This window comes from Stenotrophomonas sp. P5_A8 (genome assembly GCF_056400545.1).
Window position 1 is genome coordinate 1 of sequence record NZ_JBFULB010000046.1, and the last position, 18,080, is coordinate 18,080.

Sequence of the window (18,080 nt, forward strand, 5' to 3'; positions counted from 1 at the left end):
GCTTGGGAGCCTACACGGACGTACTTGCGGCGTGTCCCGCCAACCTACCCACGCCAGGCCAAGCCAACACACCCGCAGCGTCGAGCCTCCAGCTCCAGCTCCGGCTCCGGCTCCGGCTCCGGCTCCAGCTCCCGATCCCCCTCTTCCCAGCACCACATCCCCCCACCCAGTACACTCCCCGCCCGCTCCCCGCTTTTCGTTGCCTGCCCGATGACCGACCCGATCCGACTCGACAAACGCCTCACCAGCCTGATCGGCTGCTCCCGTGGCGACGCCCAGCGCTACATCGAAGGCGGCTGGGTGACCGTGGACGGCAAGGTCGTCGAACAACCCCAGACCCTGGTCACCGACGAAACCATCGTCCTGCGCGAAAACGCCGAGGCCACCCGCACCGAAACCGTCAGCATGCTGCTGCACAAGCCCGCCGGCATGCGCGCCGACGAACTCAGCGCCCTGGTCACCCCCGACAGCCGCAGCGACCTCGATGCCACCGGCGTCACCCTCCTGCAGCGCCATTTCCACGCCCTGCAGCTGGTCATGCCGCTGGCCGACGAAGACAGCGGCCTGGTCGTGGTCAGCCAGGACGGCCGCGTCGTCTCGCACCTCAAGGATCGCGGCGCCACGCTCGAACAGGAATACCTGGTCGAAGTCAGCGGCGAACTGGTTCCGTACGGCATGAAGCGCCTGGCCCACGGCCTGAGCTTCCGCAACTGGCCACTGCCCCCCTGCAAGGTCAGCTGGCAGAACGAAACCCGCCTGCGTTTCGCCATCAAGCCGGTACAACCGGGCCAGCTGCGCGACATGTGCCGCCAGGTCGGGTTGGAGGTGATCAGCGTCCGGCGCCTGCGGATCGGCCGCGTCGCCATGGGCAAACTCGCCCCGGGCCAGTGGCGCTACCTGGCGCCGGACGAACGCTTCTGAGCCGTATCGCGCGGCCCTGCACTCGCAGTGCACGCCGCGCCCGCTTAGCATCGGCGCATGACTGAAAAAAAGCCGCTCTGGCGCCGGGTGCTGCGCTGGCTGGGAATCGTACTGGCCGTGCTGGTGCTGCTGGTGCTCAGTGGCCTGCTGCTCGCCGACCATCTCACCCCCAAGGCGATGGGCCCGCACAGCACCGTGCTGCCGCCGCAGCCCGGCCAGACCGCCATCGATCGCGAACTGGTACGGCTGCAGGCCGAGCATCCCGACCAGTCCGGCGTGGCCTTCCTGGCCGATGGCCTGGACGCCTTTGCGGCCCGCGCGGTGATCACCCGCCACGCCGGGCGCAGCCTGGATCTGCAGTACTACATCTGGCACGACGACATGGTCGGGCACCTGATGGCGCAGGAGCTGTACCAGGCCGCGGAACGCGGCGTGCGCGTGCGCATCCTGCTTGATGACATGAACGCGCAGGACAAGGATGCGCTGATGATGGCGCTCGACCGGCACCCCAACATCGAAATCCGCCTGTACAACCCGTTCCGCAACCGCAACGGCCTGTGGCGGCTGGTGGAGATGGTGCAGCGCTTCTTCAGCGTCAACCATCGCATGCACAACAAGTCCTGGATCGCCGATGGCCGGATCGCGATCGTCGGCGGCCGCAACATTGGTGAGGAGTACTTCAGCGCGCGTGCGGATGTGAACTTCCGCGACCTCGACCTGCTCGTCGCCGGCAAGGCCGTGTCCCAGGCCAATGACATCTTCGATGCGTACTGGAACAGCGAGACCGCGGTGCCGATCGCCGCGCTGGCGTTCTACACCCCGGCGCAGCTGCGCCTGCTGGTGCGCGAATCCGCGCACGAGGCCAAGCTCACCGCCGCGCAGCCCTACCTGCGCCGGGTCGAGCAATCGCAGTCTGCGCACTCCTACTACCGCGATACGGTGGACCTGCACTGGTCGACGACGGTGGAGATCGCCTCCGATCCACCGATGAAGCATCGCCGCGACGACCAGGCCAACTGGCTGGTCACCCGGCTGGTGCGCGAACTGCAGGCCACCGAGCACAAGGCGTTGCTGATTTCGCCCTATTTCGTACCGGGTGAGGAAGGTACCGAAGGCATGGCCGCGATGGTCCAGCGTGGCGCCACGGTCGGGGTGGTGACCAACTCGCTGGCTGCCAACGACGTGGCCGCCGTGCATGGCGGATACATGCACTATCGCGCGCCACTGCTGCGTAGCGGCGTGCACCTGTACGAGCTCAAGGCGCACACCCCTGCCGGCAACGGCGGGCTGTTCGGCAGCAGCGGCGCCAGCCTGCATACCAAGGCGTTCATGCTTGATGATCGGCGCGGCTTCGTCGGCTCGTTCAACCTGGACCCGCGCTCGGCGTATCTCAACACCGAGATGGGCGTGCTGTTCGACGATGCGGTGCTCGCCGCGCAGCTGCGCGCGGAATACCTGCGGCTGGCCGATCCGAAACAGAGTTACTGGGTGACCCTGGATGCGCAGGACCGGGTGCGTTGGCTGGACCGTGCCGCACAACCGCCGGTGCTCCTCGACCACGAACCGGACACCTCGTTATGGCTGCGCGCCAGTGCGCGGGCGATCAGCTGGTTGCCGTTGGAATCACAGCTGTAAGCGGGCGCTGAACGGCGGCCACGCATGGCGCGGCGCTTACACCCGCATTCCGTCAATCCATCAGCAGCACCGCCGGTAGTGCCACGCCATGCGTGGCAAGCGCTGGCTCCGGGCAGCAGGGCCATGCGCGCCCGGCACCCCTCACCGACTGCACGGCTCAGACCTCGATCGGCTCATCAACGTCCAGCGTCTCCACCGCGCGCCCGTGCAGACGCCGCCAGATCCACTGCAGCGCGTGCGCCGGGGTGGCGTGCTGCTGCTCCAGGATCGCCAGCGCCTGGGCCTGGCCGATGCTGCCGTGCCGGCACAGCAGGCTGGCCGCCGCGGCCGCCCGTGCGAAGCGCAGGCTGGCCGACAACCCCGCCTGCGCATCGTCACCGCCGCGCAGCAACGTTTCATGCACCGAAGGCGGCAATTCCCAAGCCGCCGCGATGCGGCTGGCCACCGGCAGGGTCCAGGCATCCAGCAACTGCGCGGCCAGCGCGCGCGAGGGTGCCGCCCCGTCCTGCCCTGCGCAGGCATCGAGCAGATGGCGCATCACCAGCGCGGCCCCCAGCCCCTGGGTCAGGCCCAGCCACTGCGCGGCGAACGCATCTTCGTGGGTCACCAGCCGCGCGTGATCGGCGGCCGCGCGCGAGGCCAGCAGCGCATGCTCCCAGATCACCGTGCCGAACTGCGGGAAGGCCTCGCAGTGCAGCTGCATCACCGGCTGCACCAGCACCGCGCTGATGATCTGGCGGATGCCCTCGGTCCCCACCAACGTCACCGCCCGCTGCAGGCTGTCCACCGGCTTGGCCTGCAGGCGATAGACGGGGCTGTTGGCGATGCGCAGCAGGTTGCCGGTCAACACCGGGTCCTGCCCGATGATGGCGGCCATCGCGCGCGCCGACGCATCGTCGTCGTTGACCGTCTGGATCAGCTGCGGCAACAGTTGCGGGCGCCGCGGCAGATGCCGGGCCGACCAGTCGCGCTGTTCCAGGGCGGCCACCACCGCCGCATGCAGCGCCGGATCGCCCGGCCCGGGCGTCGCATCCGCGTCACCGCTGCGCGAGACCAGGGCCAGCGCATGCAGCCCCGACTGCAGCAGCGCCGTGGCCGGCACCTCGCCGCGCCCCGGCGACGCCGCCGAGGCGTTCCCCGAGCGGTCACCCGTTGCGGTCAGCCACTCAGTGCCGGTTTCCGGACAGCGCGCGGCACGCCAGCGCACGATGCCCAGCGCAAGCGCACCGGCGCCCAACAGCCCTGCCCCCACCATCACGAGCATGCTCATCCGTGCCGCCGTCCTGGCCGATACCGTCTCTGTATTGTCGCCACTGCACCCACGTCGTCCGTCCTGGCATTGCTGGTACTGCGCACCGTTGCCACGGCATCGGCCTGATCTTCAGCAACTTTAATGACCTGCCCCACTGACGCCTGGGTCGACGCCTGTCAGCGGCCCATCCTGAACCCTGACAACACCCTCCGTCGGAATGCTCTAGAATGGCGCCGCGCGACCCGTCACCCGATCAGACGAAGTCGCTTTTTTTGTTTTGCAACCCACCTTTTGCTGGTTCGTTCGCCGCCGTTCGCCACCGTTCGCACCATCGGAGTCGCCATGTTATTTGAAACCCTCGAAACTTCCGGTCACGAACAAGTGGTGTTCTGCCACAACCGCGATGCCGGCCTGAGGGCGATCATCGCCATCCACAACACCACCCTGGGCCCGGCCCTGGGCGGCGTGCGCATGCGCCCTTACGCCAGCACCGACGATGCACTGGCCGACGCGCTGCGCCTGAGCCGCACCATGACCTACAAGAACGCACTGGCCGGGTTGAACGTGGGCGGTGGCAAGGCGGTGATCATCGGCGACCCGCGCCAGGACAAGAGCGAGGTGCTGTTCCGTGCGTTCGGGCGTTATGTCGATTCGCTGGGCGGTCGCTACATCACCGCCGAGGACGTCGGCACCGACGTCAACGACATGGAAAACATCTACCTGGAGAGCGAGTTCGTCACCGGCGTACACCAGGTCCATGGCGGCTCGGGCGACCCGGCGCCGTTCACGGCCTATGGCGCCCTGCAGGCGCTGATGGCGTCGATGCAGCACAAGCTGGGGCACGAAGAAGTCGGCAAGGCCAGCATCGCCGTGCAGGGCCTGGGCCACATCGGCATGGAACTGGTGAAGCTGCTGCGCGATCGCGGCGCCAAGCTGTTCGTCACCGATCTGAACAGCGCACTGGTCGACCGCGCGGTCACCGAGTACGGTGCCGAGGCGGTCAAGCCGGACGACATCTACGACGTCAACGCCGATGTGTTCGCGCCCTGCGCGCTGGAGGGCGCGATCAACCCGCAGACGCTTCCGCGGTTGAAGTGCCGGATCGTCTGCGGCACCGCCAACAACCAGCTGTCCAGCCTGGAAGTAGGCGATGAACTGCATGCGCGCGGCATCCTCTATGCCCCTGACTATGCGGTCAACGCCGGCGGCGTGATGAACGTTTCGCTGGAGATCGACGGCTACAACCGCGAGCGCGCCATGCGCCTGATCCGCAGCATCTACCACAACCTTGGCAGGATCTTCGCGCTGTCCCAGAGCGAGAACATCGCCCCACAGCGCGCGGCCGACCAGATCGCCGAAACGCGCATCCAGTCGATCGGCAAGCTGAAGATGCCGCTGGGTCGCACCCGGCCACGACTGGGGACGCTGCGCGGCAACTGATCGCGCGCGACGGCGACACCCATGAAGAAGGGCGCGATGCAATCGCGCCCTTCTTCGTGTGAGACAACCGCGTGCCGGCCCGTGTTGGCACCGGCACGCGGTGGGTCAGAACGCTGCCGAGTAGCGCAGCGCGACCTGGCTCAGGTCGCCGCGCGGCCCGAAGCGCTGGTCGTAGCCGAACGACACGCGGGTGTTGCGGCTCAGCCAGGATTCGACCGACAGCCCGAACAGACCGCCCGAGCGCGCCGGCTGCAGGCCGGCCAGCGGCGCCCAGGCGTCCACGCCGACGAAGCTGGCGTCCTGGGTCAGGCCATCACTGGACAGCAACTGCTGCCATTCGGCATAACCGCGCAGCGACCAGCGGCCCCACTGGCGTTCGGCGCGGACGCCGGCCAGTGCCTGGCTGCGCGTGCTCAGGTTGCCTTCGGTACGCAGGCCGAAGCCCAGGCCCCCCTGCTCGGTGAAGCGGTCGCTGTCCACGCGCGAGTAATCCGCGCCCAGGTATGGCGTCAGCGACGCACGGTCGCCGCCAAAGCGATAGCCGGTTTCCACGCTGGCCGCGCTGAAACTGCCGCCATAACGGGCGTTGACGCCGTACTGACCGGCCCCCAGCAGCAGTTGGCGATCGATTTCGCGAGTGAACTGACCGGCACCCACCTGGCCCAGCGCGTAGGCGCGGCCGGCGTTCCAACCGGCGTACAGCTGCGCCTGCGACTGGCGATCGCGGCCACGATCACTGCCCCAGTCGCGGCTGTTGTGGGTGCGGGTTTCACCGAAGGCAAAGCCCATCACGCCATTGCTGCCCAACGCCATGTCCTGGCCCATCATCCAGCCGCGTGTATCGGCGCCACTGGCCGAGAAGCTGCCCTGCCCGGCTTCGCCCAACTGGCTCTGCCAGGCGCCACGCAGGCGCGGCGCGCCCTGCACCTGGCCGAAGCGCGCCGACAATGCACGTCGGTTGAGATCGATGCTGTCGAACGTGGCGGCCGTGGCCAGCGCGTGGGCCTTGCCGGACAGGCTGTCCAGGCTGGCCTGCAGCGCCTGGTCGCCCTGCACGCGCTGCAGTTCGCCTGCGCCGTCGGCGAAGGCACTGCCGGCCAGACCGCCACCGTCGAGCACTTCGAAAGCCGACTCCACCCGGGCTGCCGACGCCAATGCGGTGCCGCCCAGGCCGGCGTTGAGGCTCGCCGAGGTGACACTGATCCGGTCGGTGGTCAGGGTGACATCGTTGCTCGCATGGGTCAGCGACATCTGCAGCAGCGTCGTGGACTGGCTGAGATTGTGGGTGACGCCCGCAAAGGTGCCAATGACGCCCTGGTCGGCATGCAGCACGCGCTGCGTACGACCATCCTGCGGCACATAGCCACTGAGGATGGCATCGACATAGACATTGCCCGCCAGCGTGGCGGTACCGGTGATGTTGAGCGGATTTGAACCCAGCGCAATCATCAGCTGTCCCGTGGAGCGCTGTACGTAGTTGCCTTCGATGGTGGCGGTGACATTGGCTTCGCGCACGATCACCGACGCACCGTTGTCGACGTTGCCCTTGACCCGTGCGTTGCCTGACAGGAACTGCAGCGCCGCCAGATTGGGGCTGCCGCTCTGCGCGACGACTACCACGTTGGACGTGATCGAGCCACCATCGCGCAACGCCACCGTTCCCCGCTCGATACGCGTATCCCCGGTGTAGGTGTTGGTGCCCGACAGGCCCAGCGCACCGGCGCCCTGCTTGATCAACCCACCGCTGCCGGTGATGTTGTTGCTCCACACCGAGTTGAGCCCGGTCTGGCTGACATCCACGGTGGTGTTGCCCCAGTCGAATCGCCCCGGCCCGTTGATCGCCTTGGCGATGTTGAGCAGGCCGTAACCGAAGGTGCTGTCCACGCCCGCCGCACCCAGATCGGTGGCGGTGCCCAGCAGCGTCTGGCGGACCAGGTCGTTGCTGAAATACGGGTACTTCTGCCACACCAGCGCAGCGGCGCCGGACACCAGCGGCGCGGCGAAGGACGTGCCGTAATTCCACAGGTATTTCGGGGTGCCGGTGGTGTAGGCCGGGTCCACGTAGACCGCCGCACCGGGCGCGGCCAGGCAGTAGCGCGCAGCCACGCCGCAGGCGTTGGCGTAGGACGCCAGCTTGCTCGGGTCGGTCGAATCCACCGCGGTCACGCTCAGCCAGCCGCGTTCCAGGTCGGCCGCCGGCAGCGTGCCGGCCGGGCCGGGCTGGCTCGGCAGCGCCGCCATGCTGGACGGATTGGGCTTGCTTTCGTTGCCGGTGGCGAACACCACCAGCCCGCCGTTGCCCAGGATGAAGGGCCGGTATTCCTGTGCGATCGGCGCGGTCGCGGACGTGTTGGTCCAGTACAGACCGCCCCAGGAGTTGTTCATCACCTTCACGCCTTGGGTGATGAGGTCCTGATGGACCCCGGCCAGGCCCAGCGCGCCGTTCACTTCGTTGCCGTTGCCGCTGCCGTCATCGGTCGGACGGGTGTCGGCGATGATCCGCGCCGAGACGATCTGCGCGCCCGGCGCGATGCCGCCCTGCCAGGAACCCACCGCCTTGCCCGCAGCCAGTTCGGCTACGGCGGTGCCATGGCCGACCACGTCATCGATGTTGAGGTTGTTGGTGCGCGAATCGACATAGCTGTAGTTGGCCAGCACCCGCCCGGCCAGCGCCGGATGGTTGCGCATGACGCCCGAATCGACCACGCCGATGCGCACGCCCGTACCATCGAGCCCGGCAGTGCGCGCGGCGCCGGCCTGGGTGATGGTCAGATGCGCGTCGAACGCAGGCTCAAGCGGCTTGGGCGGCGTCGGGGTGGTCGGTGGTGGCGTGGTCGGCGGCGGTGTCGTCGGTGGTGGGTCGATCCGCACGTTGTTGCCACCGCCACCGCCACCGCAGGCGCCCAGCGCCGCAGCCATCGCGGTGACCAGCAGAGACCGCCCCAATACTGCCTTGTTCATCCTTGCATCCCCATTGACGTGTGAAATCTCCCGCCCGGTCGGTCCTCCTGGACCTGACCGGCGGCAAGTGCCATGCCTGCGTAGCCGGCCGGTGCTGCGCAGTGTGCCGGGAAAACACGGCACCGCCAATGGCGTACGTCCCACTCTGGCCTGCGCCTGCGCGGCGCTGGCCAGCCGACCCCGGTGGTAAAGCGCGACCCCCTATACTGGGCCACCCCACGCAGTCTGCCGGGAAGCGCCCCGGGTCCTGATGCCCGCGCTCCCATTTCGCATATCGCTCACGCACCAACGAGATTGCCATGTCCAACATCGTCATCGCCGCTGCCAAACGCACCGCCATCGGTTCCTTCCTGGGCCAGTTCAACGGCGTGCCCACCCCTACCCTGGGCGCCACCGCGATTGCCGCGGCGCTGCAGCAGTCCGGGGTACCGGCCGCGGATGTTTCTGAAGTGATCATGGGCTGCGTACTGCCGGCCAACCTGGGCCAGGCGCCGGCCCGCCAAGCCGCGATCGCCGCCGGTATCCCGGTCTCCACCGGCGCCACCACGCTCAACAAGGTGTGCGGTTCGGGCATGAAGGCGATCATGCTCGGGCATGACCTGATCAAGGCCGGCTCGGCCAGCATCGTGGTGGCCGGCGGCATGGAGTCGATGTCCAATGCCCCGCACCTGATCCCCAACTCGCGCACCGGCACCCGCTTCGGCAATTTCCAGGCGATCGACCACATGGCCCACGATGGTCTGGTCAACGCCTACGACGGCAAGGCCATGGGCGAGTTCGCCGAATGTGCGGTGGACAAGTACCAGGTCAGCCGCGAGGACCAGGATGCCTTCGCGATCGAATCGGTGCGCCGTGCGCAGGCCGCGCAGGCCAGCGGCGCGTTCGCCGATGAAATCGTCGCGGTGACGGTGACCACCCGCAAGGGCGAGGTCGCCTTCGACCAGGACGAGCAGCCGAGCCGCTCGGATATCGCCAAGATCCCGACCCTGCGCCCGGCCTTCAAGAAGGACGGCACGGTGACCGCCGCCAGTTCGTCGAGCATCTCCGACGGCGCTGCGGCCGTGGTGCTGCTGACCGAAGAAGACGCCCACGCGCGTGGCGTGCAGCCGCTGGCCCGGATCGTCGGCCATGCCACCCATTCGCAGGCGCCGGAGTGGTTCACCACCGCCCCGATCGGTGCGATCCAGAAACTGCTGGAAAAAACCGGCTGGACCCTGGATCAGGTCGACCTGTTAGAGATCAACGAGGCCTTTGCCGTGGTGGCCATGGCGCCAATCCGCGAACTGGGCATCCCGCACGCGAAGGTCAACGTCAACGGCGGCGCCTGCGCACTGGGCCATCCGATCGGCGCTTCCGGCGCGCGTCTGGTGGTCACCCTGGTGAACGCCTTGCGCAAGCGCGGCGGAAAGCGCGGCATCGCTACCCTCTGCATTGGTGGCGGCGAAGCTACGGCCATTGCCATCGAATTGATTTGATTGAAATTAACGCGTATTTCGCAAAAATGAATGCGCGATCGCTTGACAGCCAATCGTGGCTTGTCATCATGTTGCCGGGCGCGCAATAGCGCGTTGCCTAATCTAACGACGAGGATTCACACAAATGAGCATCAACAAGCTGCTGATCGCGATGGCCCTGGGCCTGGCTCTGACCGCCTGCTCCAAGCAGGAACMGGCTGCTGACGCTGCTGCTTCGGCCAACGAAGCTGCCGCTGACGCCCAGGTCGCTGCCGACCAGGCCGCTGCTGCTGGCGCCCAGACCGCCGACGCTGCCCAGGCTGCCGCCGACACCGCCACCACCGCTGCTGACGCTTCGGCTGACGCCGCTGCCCAGGCTGCTGGCGCTGCCACCGACGCTGCTGCCGGCACCGCTGCCGACGCTGCCAAGGCCGGTGAAGCCACCGCCGAGCAGGCCAAGGACGCTGCTGAAGAAGCCAAGAAGTAATAACTTCTTTCTTCAAGCAAGTCTGAAGAAGCCGCTGGTTCGCCAGCGGCTTTTTCTTTTTCTACCGACCAACGGTCGGTAGCTACGGTATGTAGGCCAACGGTCGGTAGTTACGGTATGCAGGCCAACGGTCGCAGCTACGGTATGCAGGCCAACGATTAGTGGCTGTCGCGTCGGCGACTACGGCGCTGACCAACTGTTGGTGGCTGCCACGCGCCGACCAGTAACAGGCAGCAGGTAGCGACCCTGCCTTCACGCGCGGATGAATAGGCTGGCCTCCCCTACGATTCCCGTATTGGAGAGCGCCATGACCATCCGTCCGTTGACAACCTCCCTGTTGGCCGCCTCCCTGCTGCTCGGCTTGGCCGCCTGCAAGGGTCCCGAAGCCGAGCAGGCCCGCCAGGACGCTGCGCAGGCCGCCGACAGCGCYAATGCGGCTGCCCGCGAAGCCGTCGACAAGGCCGCTGCATCGACCCGCAACGCCGCCGATGAGGCCGCCGCTGCCTCCGAACACGCTGCCGCCGACACCCAGCAGGCACTCGACCGCGCCGCCGCCGCCACTTCCGAGGCCGCAGGCGAAGCCAAGGACGCCGCCAAGGATGCCGCCGCCCACGCCAGTGGCGCCACTGCCGATGCCGCCGAGAAGGTTGCCGACAAGGCGCGCGACGTCGCTGACGAAGCGAAAAAGAACGCCAACGAAGCCAAGCACTGAGTCACCGCGCACGCGTGACCAGGACGCCCCTTCCCTGAAGGGGCGTTTTTCGTTTACTCAGGGCAGCGCCCGGGCGAGCACCGCGGCAAAATCCAGATCCGCTGGCAGGGTACCGAAGGCCAGCGCGTGCTCGCCGCCAAGTCGCGAGCGAATGAATGCCGCCGCGTTGGGGCTGTCCGCGCGCAGCAGCGTGGCCGCCTGCAGCAGCAGCGCCAGCCGCTCGGTGATGCTGCGCGCCTGCGTCTCCGAGGGCGTTCCCGCGAGCGTGGCACGCAGCGCCTGCAGGGCCATGTCGTAGGCCGGCTCGCGGCCGAGCACGCCACCCAGCTCGGCATCCAGCACCGGCAGCACCTGCGCCTCGCGTGACAACGCCCGCAGCACGTCCAGGCACTGGATGTTGCCACTGCCTTCCCAGATCGAGTTCAACGGTGCCTGTCGGTACAACCGGGGCAGGATCGATTCCTCCACGTAGCCCGCACCGCCCAGGCACTCCTGCGCCTCGTTGACGAATACCGCCGCGCGCTTGCATACCCAGTACTTGCCCACCGCCGTGGCAATGCGCGCGAACGCGGCCTCTTCGGCACTGCTGCCGGCGCGGTCCACCGCGCGCGCCACGCGCATCGCAAAGGTCGTCGCCGCTTCCGATTCGATCGCCAGGTCGGCCAACACGTTGGCCATCAGCGGGTGCTCGCACAGGCGCTTGCCGAAGGTGTCGCGATGGCGGGCGTGGTGCAGCGCCTGCGCCAACGCCATGCGCATTTCCGCCGCAGCACCCAGCATGCAATCCAGGCGGGTCATCATCACCATGCCGATGATGGTGGCCACGCCACGGCCTTCCTCCCCGACCCGTTGCGCCCAGGCGCCACACAGTTCCACTTCACTGGAGGCGTTGGACCAGTCGCCCAGTTTGTCTTTCAGCCGCATCAGCCGGAACGCATTGCGGTTGCCGTCAGGCAGGCGGCGCGGCATCAGGAAACAGCTCAGCCCGCCGGGTGCCTGCGCCAGCACCAGGAAACCATCGGACATCGGTGCGGAGAAGAACCACTTGTGCCCTACCAGCCGATAACTGCCGTCGGCCTGCGGTTCGGCGCGCGTGCTATTGCTGCGCACATCCGACCCGCCCTGCTTTTCGGTCATGCCCATGCCCAGGGTGATGCCGTGCTTGTCGGCGATCGGCACGTCGCGCGGGTCGTAATGCGGGGCCGCCGCCTTGTCGGCCCACTCGGCCAACGCCGGGTCCTGGCGCAGCACCGCGACCGCGGCGTGGGTCATGGTCAGCGGGCAGCTGGTGCCGGCCTCGGCCTGGTGGTGCAGGTAACTCAGCGCCGCACGCGCGACATGTGCGCCGGCACTGCCGTCGTACCAGGACAGCCCGGCCACGCCGTGGCTCTTGGCCGCGTCCATCAGCCGATGGTAGGCAGGATGGAACTCGACCGTATCGATGCGGTGACCCTGCGCGTCGTGGGTGCGCAGCCGTGGGCGATCACGGTTGGCATCGAAGCCGAGCTGATACAGCAGATCGCCGGCCAGCGCGCCGTACTGCGCCAGCCGTGTAATGAACGCACCGCCGCCTTCGCGCTCCACTGCCGCCGCCAAGGCCACGTCGTCGGCCCACAGGTTGCGGCCACTGAACGGCGGTGGCTGGTTGAACACCTCGTGGGTATCGAACGCGGGCAATACGGACGTCATCGCAGCGGCCTCCTGGCCTGGGGTTGGCCCGATTCTGCCGCATCGGCGTGCAGGCGGCCGTTCAGGCGGATTCTCACCTCCTGCACGAGGGCGGCGGCACAGTGCCACGCATGAGCCTGACGACGACGAACAACGATCTGGTGGTGCTGCGCCCGGAGGGCTTGTATTGCCCCGCCGGCGATTTCCACATCGATCCGTGGCGACCGGTGCCGCGCGCGGTGATCACCCACGGCCACGGCGACCACGCGCGCAGCGGCATGGGCGAGTATTACTGCAGCACCGACAGCGTGCCGATCCTGCGCTGGCGGCTGGGCGATGTGCCGCTGCAGGCCTACGACTACGGCCGCGCGTTCCGGTTGGGCGATGTCGAGGTGTCACTGCACTCGGCCGGGCATGTGCTGGGGTCGGCGCAGGTGCGCATCGATGATGGCACCCAGGTCTGGGTCGCCTCGGGCGACTACAAGCGCCAGCCCGACCCCACCTGTGCACCGTTCGAGGTGGTGCCGTGCGATGTGTTCATCACCGAGGCCACCTTCGCCCTGCCGATCTACCGCTGGCAGGACACCGCCGAGGTCGCCGCGGAGATCGTGGCCTGGCGCCGTGAATGCGCCGCGCGTGGCGAGGCGGCGATCCTGCTCTGCTACGCACTGGGCAAGGCGCAGCGGGTGCTGGCCGAACTGCTGCCGCTGGACGACCAGCCCGCGTGGCTGCACGGGGCCATCGCCAATGGCGTGGCGGTCTATCGGCAGGCCGGCATCGCCATGCTGGAGACGCATACCGTGGCCGAACAGGGCCGCGAACCCGATGCCGCCGGCAAGCTGATCCTGGCCCCGCCGTCGGCGGCGGGCACCCCATGGCTGCGCCGCTTCGGCAAGCATCAACTGGGCTTCGCCTCGGGCTGGATGCGGTTGCGTGGCAACCGGCGGCGGCGCAATTACGACCGTGGCTTCGTGGTATCCGATCATGCCGACTGGCCCGCACTGCTGCAGACCATCGAACAGACCGGCGCGCGCCGCGTCATCGCCACCCATGGCAACACCGATGCGTTGATTCCGTTCCTGCGCGAGCGTGGGGTGGCCGCCGAAGCCTTCCGCACCGATTTCGGGAGCGAGGAATGAGGGCCTTCGCCGCGCTTTACCAGCGCCTGGACCGCAGCACCGCGACGCTGGACAAGCGCGCCGCACTGGTGGCGTACTTCCGCGATGCGCGCCCGCACGATGCGGCCTGGGCGCTGTACCTGCTCAGTGGCGGCAAGGTCGGCGGCGCACGGCGGAAGATCGCGGCCAGCGGCGAACTGCGCGCCTGGATCGGCGAGGCGGCCGGGTTGCCGGCGTGGTTGGTGGACGACAGCTACGACCAGGTCGGCGACCTTGCCGAGACCCTGACCCTGCTGCTCGATGATCCGCCCGAACGCAGCGCCGACCGGCCCCTGGCCGAATGGATCGAAGCGCATCTGCTCACCGTGGCCAACCAGGACGAAGCGGTGCGGCGGGCGGCGGTGGTGGCAGGCTGGCGTCAACTGCCTGCAGGCGAACGGCTGGTGTTCAACAAACTGCTGACCGGCGCGCTGCGGGTGGGTGTGTCACAGCGCGTGGTGCAGCAGGCCCTGGCCGAATTGTCGGGCATCGACATCGCCCGCATCGCCCAGCGCATGCTTGGCGAATGGGTGCCCTCGCCCGGACTGCTGGCGGCACTGCTGTCGCCCGAAGAACGTCCGGAGGATCGCCAGCAACCGTATCCGTTCTTCCTCGCCTCGCCACTGGAAGCCGAGGTCGACAGCCTCGGCCCGATCGAGGCGTGGACCCTGGAATGGAAGTGGGACGGCATCCGCCTGCAGCTGCTGCGACGCAAGGGCGAGGCAGCCTTGTGGTCGCGCGGCGAAGAGCGGCTGGATGGCCGCTTCCCGGAGATTGAAGCGGCGGCGATGGCGCTGCCCGATGGCTGCGTGATCGATGGCGAGCTGCTCGCCTGGCGCGAGGGCGACGACCAGCCGTTGCCGTTCACCGCCCTGCAGACGCGCATCCAGCGCCGCAAGCCGGGGCCGAAGACTCTGCGCGACACACCGGTGCGGGTGCTGGCCTATGACCTGCTCGAAGCCGACGGACAGGACCTGCGCACGCAACCGCTGCACGCGCGCCGCGCGCGGCTTGCCGCGCTGCTTACCGCGTTGGACGATCCGCGCATCGTGCTCTCTCCGTCCGTCTCCGTTGCGGACTGGCCGGCCGCGGCCGCACAGCGCGCGCTGGCCCGCGAGCGCGGTGTGGAAGGATTGATGCTCAAACGCCACGATTCGATCTACCAGAGCGGTCGGCGGCGCGGCGACTGGTGGAAGTGGAAGATCGATCCGCTGACCATCGACGCGGTGATGATCTACGCCCAGGCCGGTCACGGCCGGCGCAGCACGCTCTACACCGACTACACCTTCGGCGTGTGGGACGGCGACAAGCTGGTGCCGGTAGCCAAGGCCTATTCGGGCCTGGACGACAAGGAGATCCTCGCGCTGGATCGCTGGATCCGCGCCAACACCGTCGAACGCTTCGGCCCGGTGCGCAGCGTGCGCGGCGAGCAGGTGTTCGAACTCGGCTTCGAAGCGGTCAATCGCAGCAGCCGGCACAAGTCCGGCATCGCGGTGCGCTTCCCGCGCATCCTGCGCTGGCGGCAGGACAAGCCGGCCAGCGAGGCCGATACCCTGGCGCAGCTGCAGGCCCTGGCGCGGTGACCCGACGCGAGGCGATGGCGACACTGGCCACGTGGTTCGCCAGCCGCGGCTGGGCGCCGTTGCCGTTCCAGAAGGCGATGTGGCGCCACTACCTGTCCGGCGCCTCGGGCCTGCTGCACACGCCCACCGGCAGCGGCAAGACCCTGGCCATGTTCGGCGGGCCGCTGCTGCAGGCACTGGCCGACCCGCTGCCCGTCACCGTTGCCGGGCGCGCGCGCACGCCGGTGCCGGTGCTGCAGGTGCTGTGGATCACCCCGCTGCGCGCGCTCGCCAGCGATACCGCGCGCGCGTTGCGCGAGCCGCTGGCTGGCCTCGGCCTGGACTGGCAGGTCGGCCTGCGCACCGGGGACGCCAGCGCCCGTGATAAACGGCTGGCGCGCGAGGGGCGCGTGGATGTGTTGGTGACCACGCCCGAATCGTTGGCGTTGCTGCTCAGCTATCCCGACGGCATGGCGAAGATGCGCCAGCTGCGCAGCGTGGTGGTCGATGAGTGGCACGAACTGCTGGGCAACAAGCGCGGCGTGCTGCTGCAGTTGAACCTGCGCCGGCTGCGCGATGCGTTGCCCGCGCTGCAGCTGTGGGGGCTGTCGGCGACGCTGGGCAACCTGGACGAGGCCCGCGAGGTGCTGCTGCCCGATGTGCCCGATGCCCCCCTGGTGGCGGGCGCGAGACCGCGTCCGGTCAGCCTTGAAACACTGCTGCCCGCGCACGGTGAACGCTTCCCCTGGGCCGGCCACCTCGGGCTGTCGCAGCTGCAGCGGGTGCTGGAAAAACTGCTGTTGGTGGGCACCAGCCTATTGTTCACCAACACCCGCGCGCAGGCCGAGTTGTGGCACCAGGCGCTGTCGGCGGTGTGGCCGGAAGACCCGGCCACGCTCGCGCTGCATCACGGCTCGCTGGACCCGGCGTTGCGTCGCGAGGTTGAGCAGGGGCTGCGTGACGGGCGGCTGCGCTGCGTGGTGGCCACCTCCAGCCTGGACCTGGGCGTGGATTTTCCGGCGGTGGACCAGGTGCTGCAGATCGGCAGCCCGAAAGGCATCGCACGGCTGCTGCAGCGCGCCGGCCGCGCCCGCCACCGTCCCGGCGAATCGGGCCATATCGTCTGCGTGCCCTCGCATGCGCTGGAACTGGTCGAGTATGCGGCGGCACGACGCGCGCTGGCCGCCGGGGTGATCGAAGCACGGCGCCCCCCGCGGCTGTCGCTGGATGTATTGGCCCAGCACTGCGTGAGCTGCGCGCTCGGCGGTGGCTTCCAGGCCGATGCGCTGTACGAACAGGTCCGCCGCACCCACGCGTTCGCTTCGCTGGATGATGCACACTGGCAGGGCGTGCTCGACTTCATCGTGCAGGGCGGCCGCGCGCTGGCGCAGTACCCGGACTTCCATAAAGTGGTGCGCGACGAGGATGGCGTGTACCGCGTGCACGACCGGCGCGTCGCGCTGCGCCATCGCCTGTCCATCGGCACCATCACCAGCGATGGCAGCGTCATGGTGCAGTTCCTGCGCGGCGGCCGGCTGGGCGCGGTGGAAGAACAGTTCCTGGGACGACTGCGGCCGGGCGATCGCTTCCAGTTCGCCGGACGCCTGCTGGAACTGGTGCGGCTGGAAAACCTCACCGCGTATGTGCGCCTGGCCAAGGGCGGCGACGGCCTGGTGCCCCGCTGGCAGGGCGGCCGCTTGCCGCTGTCCGATGCGCTGGGGCATGAAATGGAGGCCGTGTTCGACGCCCCCGTGCAGTCGCCGGAGATGCAGTGGTTGGCGCCGCTGCTGGCGTTGCAGTCGCGCTTGTCGGTGCTGCCTGCGCCGTCGCGGCTGTTGGTGGAAATGGTGCGTCGGCGCGAAGGCCAGTTCGTGTTCGTGTACCCGTTCGCCGGCCGCCAGACCAATGAAGGGCTGGCCGCGCTGATGGCGATGCGCCTGGCCCGGCAGCAGCCCAACACCTTCGGCTACGCCGCCAACGATTACGGCTTCGTGTTGTCGCCAGCCCGCGCGATCGAACTGGACGCCGAGCGGGTGCGCGACCTGCTGCAGCCGGCGAATCTGTTCGAGGACCTGCGCGACAGCCTCAACCTGGCCGAGCTGGCACGCCGACAATTTCGCGACATCGCGCGGGTTTCGGGCATGCTGGTGCCGGCACTGCCCGGGCGCACGCCGCGCAGTCTGCGCCAATTGCAGGCATCCAGTGGTCTGCTGTACGACGTGCTGCGTCAACACGATCCCGACCACATCCTGCTGGGCCTGGCCGAACGCGAGGTGCTGCACGCACAGCTGGACCTGGACAGCCTGGCCACCACCCTGCAGCGCTGCCAGACGCGCACACTGAGCCTGCAGTCGCCGCCCAGCCTTGGCCCACTGTCGTTCCCGCTATGGGCCGAGCGCCTGCGCGGCCAGCTCAGCAACGAAGACTGGAAAACCCGCGTGCAGCGCGCTGCACAGCAACTGGAGACACGTCATGGCCCCTGAACTGCCGACCACCCTTGCCGGTGAGTCGCTGCTGCTGCTCGGCGCGCGCGCCCTGTATTGGCCGGCGCGCAAAGCCCTGCTGATCGCCGACCTGCACCTGGGCAAAGCCGATGTGTTCCGGCGCGCGGGCATCGGAATGCCCAGCGGCGGCACCGCGGAGGACCTGCAGCGGTTGTCGACGCTGCTGCATCGGCACGACGTGGATACGCTGTGGATCCTCGGCGATGTGCTGCATGGCGTGGCCCATCGGACCTCGTGGTATCGGCAGTGGCAGGGCTGGCGCGAACAACATGGCGCGCTGCAGATTGGCGCGCTGGCCGGCAATCACGACCGCGCACTGCCCACGGC

13 protein-coding genes are annotated in these 18,080 nt (G+C 68.5%); 10 read left to right on the top strand and 3 right to left on the bottom strand.

Translation table 11 applies throughout. The features are described from left to right. Window positions 1–210 precede the first annotated feature (210 nt). On the top strand, window positions 211–921 hold the full coding sequence (locus AC1DQP_RS05490; protein ID WP_256775867.1) for an rRNA pseudouridine synthase: 711 nt from the start codon (window positions 211–213) through the stop codon (window positions 919–921). A 57-nt stretch (window positions 922–978) separates the two neighbouring features. After that, a complete protein-coding gene (locus tag AC1DQP_RS05495; protein ID WP_478051230.1) occupies window positions 979–2,556 on the top strand; it encodes a phospholipase D family protein in 1,578 nt (525 codons plus the stop codon). 157 nt (window positions 2,557–2,713) lie between these two features. Here AC1DQP_RS05495 and AC1DQP_RS05500 read toward each other — a convergent pair whose 3' ends face one another. Then, window positions 2,714–3,811 (bottom strand): HDOD domain-containing protein, encoded by a 1,098-nt coding sequence (locus AC1DQP_RS05500; protein ID WP_457318308.1) that lies wholly within the window; start codon window positions 3,809–3,811, stop codon window positions 2,714–2,716. A gap of 339 nt (window positions 3,812–4,150) precedes the next feature. Here AC1DQP_RS05500 and AC1DQP_RS05505 point away from each other — a divergent pair, with 339 nt between their 5' ends. Beyond that, a complete protein-coding gene (locus tag AC1DQP_RS05505; protein ID WP_256775864.1) occupies window positions 4,151–5,248 on the top strand; it encodes a Glu/Leu/Phe/Val dehydrogenase dimerization domain-containing protein in 1,098 nt (365 codons plus the stop codon). Window positions 5,249–5,353: 105 nt separating this feature from the next. On the opposite strand, the gene AC1DQP_RS05510 is transcribed toward AC1DQP_RS05505, so the two are convergent. Then, the gene (locus AC1DQP_RS05510) at window positions 5,354–8,209 is read right to left on the bottom strand and encodes a S8 family serine peptidase (protein ID WP_457318298.1); all 2,856 of its coding nucleotides are present in this window, start codon (window positions 8,207–8,209) and stop codon (window positions 5,354–5,356) included. Window positions 8,210–8,508: 299 nt separating this feature from the next. Between AC1DQP_RS05510 and AC1DQP_RS05515 the strand changes: the two genes are divergently transcribed. From AC1DQP_RS05515 to AC1DQP_RS05525, 3 genes are all read left to right on the top strand, one after another. After that, window positions 8,509–9,684 carry a thiolase family protein gene (locus AC1DQP_RS05515; protein ID WP_457318299.1) on the top strand — a complete coding sequence of 392 codons (1,176 nt, stop codon included), beginning with the start codon at window positions 8,509–8,511 and terminating at the stop codon, window positions 9,682–9,684. 124 nt (window positions 9,685–9,808) lie between these two features. Next, a complete protein-coding gene (locus tag AC1DQP_RS05520) occupies window positions 9,809–10,150 on the top strand; it encodes a hypothetical protein (RefSeq protein ID WP_478051231.1) in 342 nt (113 codons plus the stop codon). 307 nt (window positions 10,151–10,457) lie between these two features. Continuing rightward, window positions 10,458–10,862 (top strand): hypothetical protein, encoded by a 405-nt coding sequence (locus tag AC1DQP_RS05525; RefSeq protein WP_256775860.1) that lies wholly within the window; start codon window positions 10,458–10,460, stop codon window positions 10,860–10,862. Between the two features lie 57 nt (window positions 10,863–10,919). Here AC1DQP_RS05525 and AC1DQP_RS05530 read toward each other — a convergent pair whose 3' ends face one another. After that, window positions 10,920–12,551 (bottom strand): isovaleryl-CoA dehydrogenase, encoded by a 1,632-nt coding sequence (locus AC1DQP_RS05530; RefSeq protein WP_457318301.1) that lies wholly within the window; start codon window positions 12,549–12,551, stop codon window positions 10,920–10,922. 110 nt (window positions 12,552–12,661) lie between these two features. On the opposite strand from AC1DQP_RS05530, the gene AC1DQP_RS05535 reads away from it, so the two are divergent. From AC1DQP_RS05535 to AC1DQP_RS05550, 4 genes are all read left to right on the top strand, one after another. Further along, on the top strand, window positions 12,662–13,669 hold the full coding sequence (locus tag AC1DQP_RS05535) for a ligase-associated DNA damage response exonuclease (RefSeq protein ID WP_457318302.1): 1,008 nt from the start codon (window positions 12,662–12,664) through the stop codon (window positions 13,667–13,669). After that, a complete protein-coding gene (locus tag AC1DQP_RS05540) occupies window positions 13,666–15,270 on the top strand; it encodes an ATP-dependent DNA ligase (RefSeq protein WP_457318303.1) in 1,605 nt (534 codons plus the stop codon). Before AC1DQP_RS05535 ends, AC1DQP_RS05540 begins: the two co-directional genes overlap by 4 nt. Before the next feature lie 14 nt (window positions 15,271–15,284). Continuing rightward, a complete protein-coding gene (locus AC1DQP_RS05545; RefSeq protein ID WP_457318309.1) occupies window positions 15,285–17,732 on the top strand; it encodes a ligase-associated DNA damage response DEXH box helicase in 2,448 nt (815 codons plus the stop codon). Then, window positions 17,722–18,080 (top strand): metallophosphoesterase (locus AC1DQP_RS05550; protein ID WP_478051232.1); only part of this gene is annotated, 359 nt, incomplete at its 3' end. The genes AC1DQP_RS05545 and AC1DQP_RS05550, both read left to right, overlap by 11 nt.